Annotated in this window: 12 protein-coding genes and 1 riboswitch; of the genes, 3 read left to right on the top strand and 9 right to left on the bottom strand. The window is 69.8% G+C overall.

Features of this window, described 5'->3' with window-relative positions; translation table 11 throughout:
• Positions 1-120: 120 nt before the first annotated feature.
• Positions 121-2814 carry an aminopeptidase N gene (pepN, locus tag WJ12_RS04695; protein ID WP_059557137.1) on the bottom strand — a complete coding sequence of 898 codons (2694 nt, stop codon included), beginning with the start codon at positions 2812-2814 and terminating at the stop codon, positions 121-123.
• Between the two features lie 187 nt (positions 2815-3001).
• Here pepN and WJ12_RS04700 point away from each other — a divergent pair, with 187 nt between their 5' ends.
• A complete protein-coding gene (locus WJ12_RS04700) occupies positions 3002-3700 on the top strand; it encodes a DUF4136 domain-containing protein (protein WP_049036562.1) in 699 nt (232 codons plus the stop codon).
• Between the two features lie 52 nt (positions 3701-3752).
• Here WJ12_RS04700 and WJ12_RS04705 read toward each other — a convergent pair whose 3' ends face one another.
• The 7 genes from WJ12_RS04705 to WJ12_RS04740 form a co-directional block, all read right to left on the bottom strand.
• Positions 3753-4325 carry a TMEM165/GDT1 family protein gene (locus WJ12_RS04705; RefSeq protein ID WP_034187400.1) on the bottom strand — a complete coding sequence of 191 codons (573 nt, stop codon included), beginning with the start codon at positions 4323-4325 and terminating at the stop codon, positions 3753-3755.
• Between the two features lie 94 nt (positions 4326-4419).
• Positions 4420-4541: riboswitch (yybP-ykoY riboswitch) on the bottom strand.
• A 142-nt stretch (positions 4542-4683) separates the two neighbouring features.
• Positions 4684-6003 carry a guanine deaminase gene (guaD, locus tag WJ12_RS04710; protein ID WP_034187401.1) on the bottom strand — a complete coding sequence of 440 codons (1320 nt, stop codon included), beginning with the start codon at positions 6001-6003 and terminating at the stop codon, positions 4684-4686.
• A gap of 371 nt (positions 6004-6374) precedes the next feature.
• Positions 6375-7400 (bottom strand): adenosine deaminase, encoded by a 1026-nt coding sequence (locus WJ12_RS04720; RefSeq protein WP_034187403.1) that lies wholly within the window; start codon positions 7398-7400, stop codon positions 6375-6377.
• Positions 7401-7418: 18 nt separating this feature from the next.
• The gene (xdhC, locus tag WJ12_RS04725; RefSeq protein ID WP_034187404.1) at positions 7419-8423 is read right to left on the bottom strand and encodes a xanthine dehydrogenase accessory protein XdhC; all 1005 of its coding nucleotides are present in this window, start codon (positions 8421-8423) and stop codon (positions 7419-7421) included.
• 601 nt (positions 8424-9024) lie between these two features.
• Entirely contained in the window at positions 9025-9537 is a 513-nt protein-coding gene (locus WJ12_RS04730) for a disulfide bond formation protein B (RefSeq protein WP_059557135.1), read from the bottom strand.
• A 137-nt stretch (positions 9538-9674) separates the two neighbouring features.
• Positions 9675-11051 (bottom strand): amidase, encoded by a 1377-nt coding sequence (locus WJ12_RS04735; RefSeq protein WP_034187406.1) that lies wholly within the window; start codon positions 11049-11051, stop codon positions 9675-9677.
• 7 nt (positions 11052-11058) lie between these two features.
• Positions 11059-11739, bottom strand: a complete 681-nt coding sequence (locus WJ12_RS04740) for a GntR family transcriptional regulator (protein WP_059557134.1) — start codon at positions 11737-11739, stop codon at positions 11059-11061.
• A 280-nt stretch (positions 11740-12019) separates the two neighbouring features.
• On the opposite strand from WJ12_RS04740, the gene WJ12_RS04745 reads away from it, so the two are divergent.
• A complete protein-coding gene (locus WJ12_RS04745) occupies positions 12020-13204 on the top strand; it encodes a gamma-glutamyl-gamma-aminobutyrate hydrolase family protein (RefSeq protein ID WP_059557132.1) in 1185 nt (394 codons plus the stop codon).
• A gap of 115 nt (positions 13205-13319) precedes the next feature.
• Positions 13320-14009 (top strand): DUF2968 domain-containing protein, encoded by a 690-nt coding sequence (locus WJ12_RS04750; RefSeq protein ID WP_059557130.1) that lies wholly within the window; start codon positions 13320-13322, stop codon positions 14007-14009.
• Between the two features lie 91 nt (positions 14010-14100).
• Here WJ12_RS04750 and WJ12_RS04755 read toward each other — a convergent pair whose 3' ends face one another.
• Positions 14101-15042 carry a hypothetical protein gene (locus WJ12_RS04755; RefSeq protein WP_059557128.1) on the bottom strand — a complete coding sequence of 314 codons (942 nt, stop codon included), beginning with the start codon at positions 15040-15042 and terminating at the stop codon, positions 14101-14103.
• Positions 15043-15124: the final 82 nt, after the last annotated feature.

Here is a 15124-nt window from a genome sequence, read left to right on the forward strand (position 1 = left end):
AGGCCGAGCGGTCAGACCCCGTCATTCGGCTCGGTGCCGGCCGCGCCCGTGCAATAAAAAAGCCGGCGCCGCATCGGGCGGCGCCGGCTTCATCGCGCGAATGCGGGGCGGGCGACGGCGTCAGGCGAGCGCCTTCTCGACGATCTCGCGCACGTCGCGCGACTTCGCGCCGGCCGCGACCTGCTCGAGCGCGCCGCGCATGCGGTCGCGCAGCGCCGGCGTGAAGCGGCGCCACAGTTCGAGCGAACGCGCGAGGCGTGCGGCGACCTGCGGATTGATCGCGTCGAGCGCGAGCACCTGTTCGGCCCAGAACGCGTAGCCCGAACCGTCCGCCGCGTGGAATTGCGCGGGGTTGGCTGCACAGAAGCTGAAGATCAGCGAGCGTGCGCGGTTCGGATTCTTCAGGTTGAACGCCGGATGCGCGAGCAGCTTGCGCACTTTCGCGAGCGTCGGCTGCGCGGCCGTGCCGCGTTGCGCCGCCTGCATCGCGAACCACTTGTCGATCACGAGTGCTTCCTTCTCGAAACGGCGGTAGAAGTCGTCGAGCGCGCGATCGGCCGGCTCGTTCGCGCCCGCGGCGGCGGCGGACAGCAGCGCGCCGAGGGCGGCCGCGCGATCGGTCATGTTGTTCGCCGCGTCGTACTGCGCGGTCGCGAGGCGCACCGCATCGGCCGGATCCTCGAGTTCGGCGAGATACGCGAGCGCGAGGTTCTTCAGCGCGCGGCGGCCGGAGGCCTCCGGCGTCGGCTCGTAGGCGCCCGGCGTCTGGTGCTGCTCGTACGCGGCGAGCCATTCGGCGCGCAGCGCGGTCGCGAGCCGGCGGCGCACGAACAGGCGTGCGCGATGCACGGCGGCCGGATCGGCCTCGGCCATCTGGTCGGCGAGGTAGGTTTCCGACGGCAGCGTCAGCGCGAGTTCGCGGAACGCCGGCGACAGCGTCGCGTCGGTCAGCACGCGCCGGAACGCGGCAATGAAGTTCTCGCCGAGCGTGAGCGGTTCGTTCGCGGCCGCCCGCGCGGCGAGCGTCAGCAGCGCGCGCGTCGCGAGGCGCTGGCCGGCCTCCCAGCGGTTGAACGGATCGCTGTCGTGCGCGAGCAGGAATGCGAGATCGTCGTCGCTGTAGTCGTACTCGACGATCACCGGCGACGAGAAGTTGCGCAGCAGCGACGGCAGCGGCGCTTCCGGCACGTCGACGAACGTGAAGGTCTGCTCGGTGTCGGTGAAGTCGAGCACGCGCGTCGTGCCCGAAGCGGCCGTTTCACCGTCCAGGCGCAGCGGCAGGTCGCGGCCGTCGCGGCCGATCAGGCCGATCGCGAACGGAATCAGGAGCGGCCCCTGCTGCGTTTCGCGCGCGGCCGGCGACGCGTCGCCGTAGCCCTGCGCGAGCGTGACCGTGTAACGGCGCGCGGCCGCGTCGTACGCGGTGCGCACCGACACGCGCGGCGTGCCGGCCTGGCTGTACCAGCGCTCGAACTGCGCGAGGTCGCGCCCGTTAGCGTCGGCCATCGCGTGACGGAAGTCGTCGCAGGTCACCGCGTGGCCGTCGTGGCGCTTGAAGTACAGGTCCATCCCCTTGCGGAAGCCGTCGCGGCCGAACAGCGTCTGGTACATCCGCACGACTTCCGAGCCTTTCTCGTAGACCGTCATCGTGTAGAAGTTGTTGATCTCGACGTAGCTTTCCGGGCGCACCGGGTGTGCCATCGGGCCGGCATCCTCGGCGAACTGCAGCTGGCGCAGCACGCGCACGTCCTCGATGCGCTTGACCGCGCGGGCCGCCGATTCGATGTCGTCGCCCGCGGCCATGTCGGCCGAGAATTCCTGGTCGCGGAACACCGTCAGGCCTTCCTTCAGGCTCAACTGGAACCAGTCGCGGCAGGTCACGCGATTGCCGGTCCAGTTGTGGAAGTACTCGTGGCCGACCACCGATTCGATGTTCGCGAAATCGGTGTCGGTCGCGGTCTCGGGGTTCGCCAGCACGTACTTCGTGTTGAAGATGTTGAGCCCCTTGTTTTCCATCGCCCCCATGTTGAAGTCGCCGACCGCGACGATCATGAAGCGGTCGAGATCGAGCTCGAGGCCGAAGCGTCTTTCGTCCCAGCGGATCGAGTGGATCAGCGAATCCATCGCGTGACGCGTCTTGTCGAGATCGGCCGGCTCGACCCACACCTGCAGCAGCTTTTCCTTGCCGGAGCCGGTCGTGATCTTTTCCTCGATCGCGACGAGCTTGCCGGCGACCAGCGCGAACAGGTAGCTCGGCTTGCGGAACGGGTCTTCCCATTTCGCGAAGTGGCGGCCGTCGGGCAGGTCGCCCGAATCGACGAGGTTGCCGTTCGACAGCAGCACCGGGTACGCGGTCTTGTCGGCGCGCAGCGTGACGATGTACGACGCCATCACGTCGGGGCGGTCGAGGAAGTAGGTGATGCGGCGAAAGCCTTCCGCCTCGCACTGCGTGAAGAAATTGCCGCTCGACACGTAGAGGCCCGACAGCGTCGTATTCTGGTCGGGGGCGCACGCGCTTTCGAGCGTCAACTCGAACGCGTCGGGCACGTTCTCGACCGTCAGCCCGTGCTCGTGCGCGCGCACGGCGCCATGCGGCGCGCCGTCCAGCGACGCGCCGACGAATTCGAGCGCTTCGCCCATCAACTCCAGGTGCGGCGCGGGCGCGGCGTCCGGATTGCGGCGCACGCGCATCGTGTTCCTGACGATCGTGCGGGCCGGCGCGAGATCGAATTCGAGCGCGACGGAATCGATGAGGAATGCCGGCGGCGTGTAGTCGGCGCGGCGGATCACGGTGGAGGAGGCGTTGTCGGACATGGTCGTCGAGATCGGTGGGGTGGGGAACGGGCCCGTTACGCGGGCCGGGCGAACCGGGCCATTGTACAAAGGCTTGCGGCCGCGTGCCGGGCGAACTTTTTACCGCTTTCGACAGTCCGCGTATTATCGGCATCCCGTTGCGGTTCGCGCGGTGCGACGAACGGGTGACGGATCGACGAGGATCAACATGAAACGCGAATGGATTTTTCGCGGTGCGGGCTGGGCGGCGGCGCTGTGCGTGGCGCTGCTGACGGGCTGCACCAGCTATGTGACGACCCAGGTCACGGCCTTCTCCGACTGGAGCGGCAGCGACGCGACACGCACCTATGCGTTCACGCGCACCGAGGCGCAGAAGAACAGCATCGAGCAGTCGACCTACGAGCCGATCGTCGCCAACGAACTGTCCGCGTATGCGTTCCGGCAGGTGCCGCCGGCGCAGGCGCGTTATCTCGTCGGGCTGACCTATGCGGTGGGCAGCGATCTCGTGACGGTGCCGCAGCCGGTCTACTACGACCCGTGGTTTGCGCCCGGGCCGTACTGGCGGCGCGGGCCGTGGGGCCCGTGGGGGCCCTGGGGGCCGATGCCGGCCGGCTATGTCGCGCAGACGTACCAGGTGTTCGACTACACGCTCGGGATCCGCATCACCGAGCGCGCGACGGGCAAGGAGGTGTACAACGTGTCCGCGCGCACGACCGGCGACAACGGCACGCTGCTGTATGCGATGCCGTTCCTCGCGCGCAGCGCGCTCGCCGATTTCCCGCTGTCGAACGGCGCGGTCCGCTCGGTCCGGTTGCCGGTCGACAAGCGCGGCGGGCCGGCGACGCCGGCCGCCAACGAGCGCGCGGTGCCGGCTGCGCCGGCTTCGGGCGCGGCCGTCGCGAAGTAACGCGGTGCCCATCCCGGCGCGGCTACCCGGCCGCGCCGGTCATCCTGTTCCGTCAGACGCCGACACCCAGCAGCGCGAGCGCGCCGAGCACGACGAACAGCACGGCCGCGATCCCGTGCACGAGCCGGGTTGGCAGGCGGTGCGCGAAGCGGTCGCCGAGCAGGATCGCCGGCACGTTCGCGAGCATCATCCCGAACGTCGTGCCGGCCACGACGCCGATGTAGTCCTGGAAGCGCGCCGCCAGCGCGACGGTCGCGATCTGCGTCTTGTCGCCCATTTCCGCGAGGAAGAATGCGACGAGCGTCGCGCCGAACACGCCGAGCCGCGAGCGGGTGGCGTTGGCTTCGTCGGCGTCGAGCTTGTCGGGCACGAGAATCCACAATCCCATCGCGATGAACGAGAACGCGAGCGCCCAGCGCATGATCGATGGCGTGACGAGCGCGCCGAGCCATTCGCCGAGTGCGCCCGCGAAACCGTGGTTCACGAGCGTCGCGACGAGCACGCCGAGAATGATCGGCATCGGCTTGCGATAGCGCGCGGCCAGGACGAGGGAAAGCAGTTGGGTCTTGTCGCCGATTTCAGCGAGGGCGACGGCGCCGGTGGAGATCAGGAAGGCTTGGGACACGTATGGGGTTCCACGGGCCGATGTTGTGCGTGCGAGCGACGATCCACGGCGCGCCGGGCCCTGATGCGGCGCACTGTGAACCATCGGTCTCGCCAGGCCAGCGTGGCTGCATCCGCCATGGCCGAACGGCCAAGTCTGTTGACGGACGCCTCCGTCACGATGCGCGCCGGGGGCGCGGGACATCGAGCGGAGCGGCTACTCCCCAATGAGCGGCGAATTCTAGCACGACGCATTGCGTGCGGGAAGGCGGCCGGCCGGGCGTGGGAGCCCGGTCGGCGAGGGCGCGCCTGGCTGCCCGGCCGGTACGGCCGCGATCGGGCCGTGCCGGCCGGGGCTGCGTACCGGCGCGGCGTTACCGTTACGCGGCGGCCGGCCGGCGCGCGGCGCCGCGTTCGTGGACGAGCTCGCCGGCCGCGTAGGTGCGGTACACCGCGCGGTCGTCGCCGAGCAGCGCGAACGCGAACAGCAGTTCCTCGAGCGAATCCGCGCGTTTGGTGCGGCGCGCGAGCAGCGGCGTGGCCTGCGGATCGAGCACGACGAAGTCGGCCTCGGTGCGCGGCTTGAGCGTGCCGACCGTGTCGGCGAGATCGAGCGCCTGCGCGGCGCCGGCCGTCGCGAGCCAGAACATCCGCGTCGCGGTCAGGTGGTGGCCCGACAGCCGCGCGACCTTGTGGGCCTCGTTCATCGTCTGCAGCATCGAGAACGACGTGCCGCCGCCGACGTCGGTCGCGAGCGTGACGGGTACGTCGTATTCGCCGGCCTTGTCGAAGTCGAACAGCCCGCTGCCGAGGAAGAAGTTCGACGTCGGGCAGTGCGCGACGACCGTGCGCGTCTCGGCCATCCGGCGGCGGTCCTCGTCGTCGAGGTGGATGCAGTGGCCGTACACCGCGCGCGGGCGCAGCAGCCCGTAGCGGTCGTAGATGTCGAGATAACTGCGGTGGCCGGGGAACAGCTCGGCCACCCATTTCACCTCGTCGACGTTTTCCGCGACGTGGCTTTGCACGAAGATGTCCGGATGGCGGCGCGCGAGTTCGCCGCACGCCTCGAGCTGCGCCTCGGTCGACGTCGGCGCGAAGCGCGGCGTGAGCGCGTACATCTGGCGGCCCTTGCCGTGCCAGCGGTCGATCAGCTCGGCGCTGTCGTCGTATCCCGACTGCGCGGTGTCGCGCAGGAACTCGGGGCAGTTGCGGTCCATCAGCACCTTGCCCGCGATCATCCGCAGGTCGCGCGCGTCGCTCGCCGCGAACAGCGCATCGGCCGACTGCTTGTGCACCGTGCAGTAGACGAGCGCGCTCGTCGTGCCGCACGCGAGCAACTCGTCGACGAAGAAATCGGCGACTTCGCGCGCATGCTCGGGATCGCCGAACTGGCGCTCGGTCGGGAACGTGTACTTGTCGAGCCACGGCAGCAGGCCGGGCGCCGGCGACGCGATCATGTCCGTCTGCGGGTAGTGGATGTGCGTGTCGATGAAGCCGGGCACGATCAGCTTGTCGCGCAGGTCGTGGACGACCGCGTCGCGCGCGAGCGTTGCCGCGAGTGGCGCATACGGGCCCGCCGCGACGACCTTGCCGTCCGCGACGATCAGGAGGCCGTCGGTCTCGTGGTTCGCGGCCTGGCTCGATTGCGCCGGGTCGCCGTTGAAGGTCAGCAGCTGGGAACGGAAAGCGGTTTGCGTCATGACGAATGGTCCTGCATCAAGGTAAGGCGAACAGAAGAAAACGATCGGCGCCGCACGGGGGCGGCCGGGTGCTTCGCGAGCGGCGGCGGCACGCTGCGTGCGGCACGACCGGAGGCGATTGCGCGGGCGAACGTGGCGGCCGAAGCCGCCAGCCGGTGGTCGCCGGCGATCCTCGCGGCCCTCGCGCTCGCGACCGATGCGGCGGCGAACGCAACGGCGCATCGCGACGGCGGGCAACGGCGCACGACGCCGGACGGCGCCGTCGCCGCGCGCGCACGCCCGCGCCCGGCCCGGCGCAAGGCCGAACCGGCGGGCGCGAAGCGGATGCCGTTGCCGTGTCTCATCTGTCTAGCGTTCCTCGATGCGGGCCGTCACGCGGCCTGCCAGTACGCGTCGAGGCGCGCGTACAGTGCGTCGCGCTGCGCCGGTTCGATGAACGACGCCTCGAAGCCGTTGCGGATCACCGCATGGACTTCGGCATCCGTGAGCTGCAGCCCTTCGGCCGTCGCGAAGTAGTTTTCGTTGACGTAGCCGCCGAAATAGGCGGGATCGTCGGAGTTGATCGTCACCGCGACGCCGCGATCGAGCAGCGCCTTCAGCGTGTGCTTCGTCATGTCGTCGAACACGCACAGCTTCAGGTTCGACAGCGGGCAGACGGTCAGCGCGGTGCGCGTTTTCGCGAGGCGCTCGACGAGCGCCGCGTCTTCGATGCTGCGCACGCCGTGGTCGATCCGGTCGACCTTCAGCACGTCGAGCGCTTCGTGGATGTAGGCGGGCGGGCCTTCCTCGCCCGCATGCGCGACGAGCTTCAGCCCGAGCGCACGCGCCTTCTCGAACACGCGCGCGAACTTGGCCGGCGGATGGCCGAGCTCGGACGAATCGAGGCCCACGCCGATCAGCCGGTGGCGATAGCGCTCGAACAGCGGCAACGCGGATTCGAACGTCGCGAGCGCGTCCTCTTCGGACAGGTGGCGCAGGAAGCACAGGATCAGCCTGCTCGACAGCCCGCGCCGTTCGGCATCGGCGAGTGCGCGCTCGATGCCCGCGACGACCGTCTCGATCGGCACGCCGCGCTCGGTGTGCGTCTGCGGATCGAAGAACAGTTCGGTATGGACGACGTGGTCGGCGAGCGCGCGTTCGCAGTACGCGGCCGTCATGTCGTAGAAATCCTGCTCGGTCAGCAGCACGCTCGCGCCGGCGTAATAGATGTCGAGGAACGACTGCAGGTCGGTGAACGCGTACGCGGCGCGCAGCGCGTCGATCGAGTCGTACGCGAGCTTCACGCCGTTGCGCTGCGCGAGCGCGAAAATCAGTTCGGGCTCGAGCGAGCCTTCGATGTGGATGTGCAGCTCCGCTTTCGGCGCGCGGGCAATCTTGTCCTTGAATGTCGGGGTCATGGCGTCGTTCTTGGTCGGTCAGTAGGTAGGGGAAGCCTGCGCGGACGCATTCGCCTCGACGGCCTGCAGCAATTGCGCGGCCACCGAGATCGCGATCACTTCGGGCGCCTTGTCGATGATGCCTTCGACGCCGATCGGGCAGCGCATCCGCGCGACCTGGGCCGGGTCGATGCCGATCGCCGCGAGGCGATGATCGAACTGTACGCGTTTCGCCTGCGAGCCGGTCATCCCGAAGTACGCATAGTCGCCGCGCCGCAGGATGCGTTCGGCCAGCACGAAATCGAGTGCATGGTCGTGCGTCATCACGACGAAGTAGGACTGCGGCGGCGCGGCGTCGACCGCGTCGGCCGGGGCAGCGGCCGCTTCGATCGCGAGGTTGCCGATGCCGGCGAGCGCGTCGGCCGGCGGGAACACCGCAGCGGGCCCGTCGATCCAGCGCACGTGGCACGGCAGCGTCGCCAGCACCTTCACGAGCGCGGTGCCGATGTGCCCGGCGCCGAACAGCACGACGGGGAACGCAAACGGCGCGATCGTCTCGGTCATCAGCGACACGCCGCCGGTTTCCCACAGCAGGCAGTCGGCCCGCGCGGCTTCCGATTCGGGCTCGCTCAACAGCGGCGCGCCCGGCGAGGGGCCGAATGATACGCTACGCACGGTCGCGGCGCCGGCCGCGACGCGCTTCGCGAGCGACATGATCCAGCCGAGATCGCCGACGTCGAGCCGCTCGAACGCGAGCACCACGGCGCCGCCGCAGCACTGGCCGAGACTCGGGCCGAGCGCGAGCCGTTCGAGCCGGCGCGCGTGCGGCACGTGCGCGCCATCCTTCAGCAGGTGTCGCGCGATCTCGATCGCCTTCCATTCCAGATGACCGCCGCCGATCGTATGGCGCGCCGTGTCGCGCGTGACGAGCATCTTGGTGCCGGCCTCGCGCGGCGCGGAGCCGTCGGTATGCGCGACCGTCACGAGCACGGCCGCTTCGCCGTGCGCGAGCAGTTGCTGCAGATCGCCGAGCCAGGCTTCCATCAGCACACCCCGTTCGGAACGACGCGGCACGACACGCGGCGCGGGCCGGCGGGCGTGGCGATGACGGATGGGAGCAGGGCCGGCCGGCCGCACGGCTGATGCGGGACGACGGCAGCGCGCCGACGCTGCGCGCGAACGGCGCCGCCGGACACGCGGACGCCATGAGGGTGACGGATGCGGATGGTTTGCGTTGTCATGAGGAATCCAGTCGACATTGCGGATCGGGCGCGCGTTACGCAGGGGTGGTGAGACCGCCTGGCCTCGCGCACGTAGATCGCCATCCAGTCCCGAAGATAGCATCGCCGCGCGGCGCGAACATGGCCGGGCAGTGATCCGGGCTATCAGGAGGCGATCATGTCGATCATAGGCCCGCCGCGCGGGATCGGGGCGCCGATGCGTGCGCATCGGGCCGAAACGCACGCGTGACGGGGCGGGGGCGCGTCGGTTGCGCGACGCGCGTTCGCCCGGCGATCCGGGCGGCGGCGGGGTAGGGGTTTACGCGCGGCCGGCCGGACAGGGCGGGCGGAAGCGGCGGTTCGCGTCGCCGGCGTGCGGCCCGATCGGCCGGGCCGCACTTGCCGGCGGCCGCAACAGCGGCCGGTCAGCGGGCGAGCTTGCGGCGATGACGCCAGAGGCTCGCGACAACCGCGACCAGGATCACGGCGAAGCCGATCAGCGCCCAGCCGGGCAGCAGGATGCCGAGGATCGGCGGGTAGACGGTCTCGCACAGCCCGGCGACCTTGAACATGCCGGGGAACCACTGCGCGGGCGGCAGGCTGTCGACGATCGGCTGCAGCGTGTCGAAGCCGCAGCTGAAGCCCGGATTCATCTGGATCGACAGGTGCCGCGCGGCCGTGCCGACACCGCCGGCCGCGGCGATCGCGATCAGCAGCTCGAGCACCCAGATGCCGCGCCAGTTGCGGATCCCGGCGGCCAGGAACGCGAAGATCCCGATCGCGCAGAAGAAGTAGCGCTGGATGATGCACAGCGGGCACGGATCTTCGTTCTTCACGTACTGCAGGTACAGCGCGCCGGCCAGCAGGGCGATGCACGCCCATCCGAGCAGCATCAGCAGGCGGCGTTCACGGCGTAGCGCAAGCGTGTAGTCGTTCATGTCGGCGGGGTTCCTCGTCGGTCGGTCCGGAAAACAATCGCGCGATTTTAGCGCGAACGGTCTGGCACGAAACTGACAGCGCGCGTGCGGCAACCTGCCGCACCGCGCGCATCGCCCGCCGGCGATCGGCGATGCGGTCAGCGGATCGTGTTCAGCACGGCCTCGACCGCCTGGCCGATCGCGAGCAGCGCGTCGTCGCGATGCGGCGCCGCCGCGAGCATCAGGCCGACCGGCGCCGCGTCGCGCGGATGGCACGGCAGCGACAGTCCGCACGCATCGAGGAAGTTGAACGCGCTCGGGTTGCGCAGGATCAGCGCATTGGTGCGCGTGAACGCATCGTCGTCCGTTTCGAGGTCGGCGATGCGCGGCGGCACGACCGGCACCGTCGGCGCGACGAGCGCATCGAAGCGCGCCCAGACCGTGTGCGCGGCTTCGTCGAGCATCGCGGCGCGCGCGGCGAGCAGGTCGAGATAGTCGGCCGCGCTCGCGGGTTCGCCCTTCAGGATCCGCGTCAGCACGCGCGGGTCGTACTGGTCGCGATGCCGGGCGAGCAGCGGCCGATGCCAGGCGTACGCCTCGATCGGCGAGAAGCCGAAGCGGTTGATCTCCGGCAGCCGGTCGAGCGCGGCGAAGCGCACGTCGGTGACGATCGCGCCGGCGGCTTCGAGATGCTTGAGCGCGGTGTCGAGCGCGGCCGCGACGTCGGCGTCGACGCCATCCGTCACGTAGTTCGTCAGCACGCCGAGCCGCACGCCTTCGAGCGGCCTGGCGGCCGGCACGTGCGGCTCGAGGCCCGCGAGCATCCGGTCGACGAGGGCGCAGCACGCGACCGTCAGGCCGATCGGGCCGAACGAGTCGAGCGTCGTTGACAGCGGCACGCCGCCTTGCGTCGGGATCCGGCTCGCGGTCGGCTTGAAGCCCGTCAGCCCGCACAGCGCGGCCGGAATGCGGATCGAGCCGCCCGTGTCGGTGCCGAGCGCGACGGCGGCCATCCCGTCGGCGACGGACGCGGCCGCGCCCGACGACGAACCGCCGGAAATCCGCGCATCGCCCGGCACGTCGCGATGGTACGGCGAGCGCGGATTGCCGAAGTGCGGATTCAGCCCGAGCCCCGAGAATGCGAATTCGCTCATGTTGGTGCGGCCGACCAGCACCGCGCCCGCACGCTTGAGCCGCGCGACGGCGACTGCATCGGTGCGCGCGGCCGGCGCGCCGTCGAGCACGCGCGAACCCGCGCGCGTCACCTGGCCCGCGACGTCGAACAGGTCCTTCACCGACACCGGGATGCCCGCGAGCGGCGACAGCACGGTGCCCGCGGCGCGCAGCCGGTCGTGCGCGTCGGCGGCCGCGCGCGCGTTGTCGGCGTCGACTTCGGTGAAGACGACGGCGCCCTGGCCCGACGGATCGGCGATCCGGTCGAGCGCGGTATCGACGAGCGCGCGACTCGTGGTGCGGCCGGCCGCGAGGTCGGCGGCGAGCTGGGCGAGCGGGGGGAACGGCGTGAACGTGGTCATGAGCGGCTCAGGGGCGAAGATGTTGAAGAAGGGTGGAGCGAAACGAATCGATATGGCGCTCGACGGCGTCGCGCGCGCCGGCGGCGTCGCGGGCGGACAGCCGGTCGAACAACGCGCGGTGTTCGTGCTGGACGTCGGCGAGATGATGCGGTTCGGACAGCGTGACGAACCAGAAGCGCAGCGAGCGCTCGTGCAGCGCGCGCAGGATCTCGGCGAGGACCGCGTTGCGCGCGGCCGCGGCGATCGCCTGGTGAAACGCGCGGTCGAGTTCCATCATCCCCTCCACGTCATGCGTGTCGACGCAGGCCCGTCCGTCGTCGAGCAGCGCGGCCAGGCGCGCGAGATCGTCCGGCGTCGCGTGGCGCGCGGCGAGTTCGGCGCAGTGCGCTTCATTGATGCGCCGCACGTCGATCACCGCGACGATGTCGTCGAGCGACAGCGGCTGCACCATCAAGCCCTTGCGCGGCATCACCGACAGCAGCCCCTCGAGCACGAGCCGATGCACGGCCTGGTGCACCGGCGTGCGGCCGATCCCCGTGCGCGCGACGAGGTCGGCTTCGTTGAGCGCGGCGCCCGGCTTCAGGCGCATCGTGATGATGTCGCGCTGGATCAGCGCATACGCACGGTCGGCGAGGCTGGCCGCCGGCGCGGCGAACCGGTCGCGGGTGACGTCGGTCAGGGTATTCATGCGAGGAGCGGCGCGGCGGCCGGGCGGGGCGCGATCATGGCGCGGGCGATCGGGAGGCGTGGACGATGTCTGGATATTATTGTGATATATCACTGATGTCCAGTGCGGGCGACGAGACGCCGTCGGTGCGGGCGCGCGGCCGGGGGACACGCCCCGGCGCCGCCGGCAACCACTTGCAACAATGGCGACAGGATGTTGCAGGTTTGCCGCGCGATCGTGCACTGAAGCATAATGAATCCTCGTCTATCCATACGCGTGAGCGACGTACCAGACCATCGTCATGAGCGAACACACGCCTTCCCCGGCCGGTCTGCCCGGCACCTCTTCCGCTTCCTCCGATTCCCTCCGTCCCGAGCCGGCGAAAACGCCCGATGCGCCGGCCGCGCAAGCCGCCGCGCAGAACGTCGCGCAGAACGTCGCCGTGGACGGCGCGTCGCCGGTCACAACCGCGTCCGAGCCCGGTGCGCCCGGCGCCCCCGATGGCGCGGTCGCACCGCCGAAGCCGGGTGCGCCGCCTCCCGGCTTCGGTGCGCCGCCGGATTTCGAAACGTCGCGGCCGCCGCCCGCGAGCGCGCAGAATGCGCCGCCGGCCTACCTGAAGCAGAGCGATACGCCATGGTCGGTGTTCGGCCGGATCGTCGCGGCGCGGGCGCGCCGGCTGTTCGATCGCGCCGGCCAGCGCATCACGCAACGCACGCTGCGCATCGGCGTGTCGGCGCGGATCTTCCATCCGGAACCGGGTGCGAAAGGGCTGCGCGGCAAGACGCTGCAGTATCTCGAGGAATCGATCGCCCACTGGGTGATGTCGCGCGACGTGCTCGTGTTCATGATTCCGACCGTCGGCCACCAGGGGATGATCCACCCGAGCAACATCCGTCTGCGCGACTACGCGAAGCATCTCGACGGCCTGCTGCTGCAAGGCGGGGCCGACGTGTCGCCGCAAACCTACGCGGCCTCGGATGTGCGCCCCGAATGGCCGGGCGATCGCGTGCGCGACATGTACGAACTCGAGCTGCTGCATGAATTCGTCGAGTCCGGCAAACCCGTCCTCGGCGTGTGCCGCGGCTGCCAGCTGATCAACGTCGCGTTCGGCGGCTCGCTGTACCAGGACATCGCCACCGATGTGCCGACCGCGAATGCGCACGTGAGCGAGCATTACGACCAGCATCGTCACGCGATCCGCTTCCCGGACACGTCGACGCTGGCGAGCATGTTCCCCGGGCGCAGCGAAGCGATCGTCAACTCGATCCACCACCAGGCGATCCGCGATCTTGGCCGCGACCTGAACATCGAGGCCGTGTCGGCCGGCGACGGGATCATCGAGGGCATCCGCCATCGTCGTTCGCCGTTCGTCGTTGGCGTGCAATGGCACCCCGAGTTCCATCGTGCGGGCGGCGCGGAGTTGCTCGACTGCACGCCGCTGCTCGATGCATTCCTGCGCGCGGCGCGTGAAACGCGTCTGTAGCCAGCCGTATTTCCGGCGTTGTCCGAAGGCCGGCCGCTTCCCGATAAATTCGAGATGCGGCCGTTTCTTTTTGAACGATAATCGCGAGTTCCGATTCGTTCGCCGGAGTCCGACGTTGGCTTTCCGAAATATTTCCCCTGCACGATGCGCTGCGTGGATCGTTGCGCTGGCTGCCTGCGCGCACGCGGGTGCGGCCTGGTCGGCCGACGCGACCGCACCCGTCGCCGGAACGCGCCCGGCAGTCACGAGCCTGAGCGGTGCCGAGGCGCCGGCGCCGGCCGCGACGGACGCAACCGCGCAAGGCAACGTCGCCGAGCTGACGCGGATGCTGCACGACGGCCGGATCGTCGAAATGCGCACGACGTACAACGGCAGCTACGGCGCGAGCCTGATGTTCGATCCGCGCGAGATGACGTACTACGTCGCGCTGTTCCAGGACAAGAATCTGTGGCGCGTGATCCGGTCGCAGGAAAAGAACCGCGCGGAGATGGTCTACGCAAACTTCGTCCAGCAGACCGTGCAACTCGCCGATATCGAGATCCGCCGTACCGAACTGCAGGCGCAGAAAGCCTTTCTCGAACGCGTGATCGCGCTGCAGGCGAACCGCGCGCAGCAGTTGCAGGCGGACCTGAGCGTCGCGCGCAGCCAGCAGGCCGAAGTCGCGCAGCGCCAGAAGTCGGCGCAGGAACAGACGCAGGCGCTGCAGGTCGAGAAGCGTGCCGCGCAGATGCAGTTGCGCGATCTGCAGGAGCAGGTGCGGCAACTCGAGAAGCAGACCGAATCGGGGCTGCCCGCGCACAAGTAACGGTTCGTCGGACGCACGGCGAAAACGACCGAAACCCGGCGAAGCGATCTTCGCCGGGTTTTTTGTTGGGCGGGCCCGGGATGGGGCGTCGTCAGTGTGCGAACGCGTCGGGCGTATCGGTCAGTCGGCGGTGGGACAGCCGGGACGTCCAGTCGAACCCGGCGGCGGGGGCGTGCATGGCACGCTCAGGCTGGGTGATGCGCAGCGCGTTTGCCGTCGCGATGAGCGTGAGCGGATCGTCCGGCGTGGCGCCGGCTTCGCGTGTGTCCGTTGCATGTGGTGGCGGGGCGAGCCGATCGCGTGTTTGGGCGCGCGGTGGTTCGGTGCCGGATGGACGGCGCGCCGCCACATGCGCGGTGCCTGGTGTTCGGGCCGACGCCGCTGCCATGCGCGAGCCGGCGGTTCGATGCGGGGACGCCGGTGGTGGCGTCGCAGCGCGCTGGACACCGGAGCTTGCCTGCGGTTGAAGCGGCGCCGGGCGACGCGTATCGCGATGCGCGGCCGATCGCGGCGCCGCAGTTTTCGCCGTTGGCGCTGCTGCCGTGTGCCGCGGTGAAGTGTGCGCCGGCGTGTCCGGCTGAACCGGCGCGACCCGTACGGTACCGGTCGAAAACGTTGCATGGTCGCGCGCACCGTCGGTCGCTTGAAGCGCGTATGCAGGCCCGAAACCCGTGAACGGTTCATGCGCGGCGATCAGCCAGCCGATGATGCCGAACGCGCCGATGCTCCAGCAGGTTGCGTATATCGCGCGCCGGTCCCGGCGGTTGCCTGAAGGACGCGGGACGCGCCGGCCGGCGACGACGGGCGCGGCAAGCGAACCGGCCGCCGTCGTCGGCTGCCAGCGGCACTCGCGGTGCGGCCGGTCGACGTCGATGCAGGACGTCGTCAGCGTCGCGAGGCAGTTCTTGCTGGGCCGTGCACCGGGTGCGCCGCGAAACTTCCAATCGCGGCCGAACGGCGGCACGTGGTCGAGCGGGGCGACGCGAGGGCGGGCGAGCGCGCCTTCGACGGGGACAAGAGGCGAGTGGGTCATGAGGGCGGCGCGGACATGTCGTCGCAAATCGTGACATTGTGGTCAGCCGGCGAAGGCCGGTCGATCAGATCAATCTGATTCT

The organism is Burkholderia seminalis (assembly GCF_001718535.1).
Lineage (GTDB): Bacteria > Pseudomonadota > Gammaproteobacteria > Burkholderiales > Burkholderiaceae > Burkholderia > Burkholderia seminalis.

Bases quoted from the DNA above. Each gene is read 5' to 3' on its own strand.
- pepN (WP_059557137.1), bottom strand. From the start codon at position 2,814: ATGTCCGACAACGCCTCCTCCACCGTGATCCGCCGCGCCGACTACACG.
- WJ12_RS04700 (WP_049036562.1), top strand. From the start codon at position 3,002: ATGAAACGCGAATGGATTTTTCGCGGTGCGGGCTGGGCGGCGGCGCTG.
- guaD (WP_034187401.1), bottom strand. From the start codon at position 6,003: ATGACGCAAACCGCTTTCCGTTCCCAGCTGCTGACCTTCAACGGCGAC.
- WJ12_RS04720 (WP_034187403.1), bottom strand. From the start codon at position 7,400: ATGACCCCGACATTCAAGGACAAGATTGCCCGCGCGCCGAAAGCGGAG.
- xdhC (WP_034187404.1), bottom strand. From the start codon at position 8,423: ATGGAAGCCTGGCTCGGCGATCTGCAGCAACTGCTCGCGCACGGCGAA.
- WJ12_RS04730 (WP_059557135.1), bottom strand. From the start codon at position 9,537: ATGAACGACTACACGCTTGCGCTACGCCGTGAACGCCGCCTGCTGATG.
- WJ12_RS04735 (WP_034187406.1), bottom strand. From the start codon at position 11,051: ATGACCACGTTCACGCCGTTCCCCCCGCTCGCCCAGCTCGCCGCCGAC.
- WJ12_RS04740 (WP_059557134.1), bottom strand. From the start codon at position 11,739: ATGAATACCCTGACCGACGTCACCCGCGACCGGTTCGCCGCGCCGGCG.
- WJ12_RS04745 (WP_059557132.1), top strand. From the start codon at position 12,020: ATGAGCGAACACACGCCTTCCCCGGCCGGTCTGCCCGGCACCTCTTCC.
- WJ12_RS04755 (WP_059557128.1), bottom strand. From the start codon at position 15,042: ATGACCCACTCGCCTCTTGTCCCCGTCGAAGGCGCGCTCGCCCGCCCT.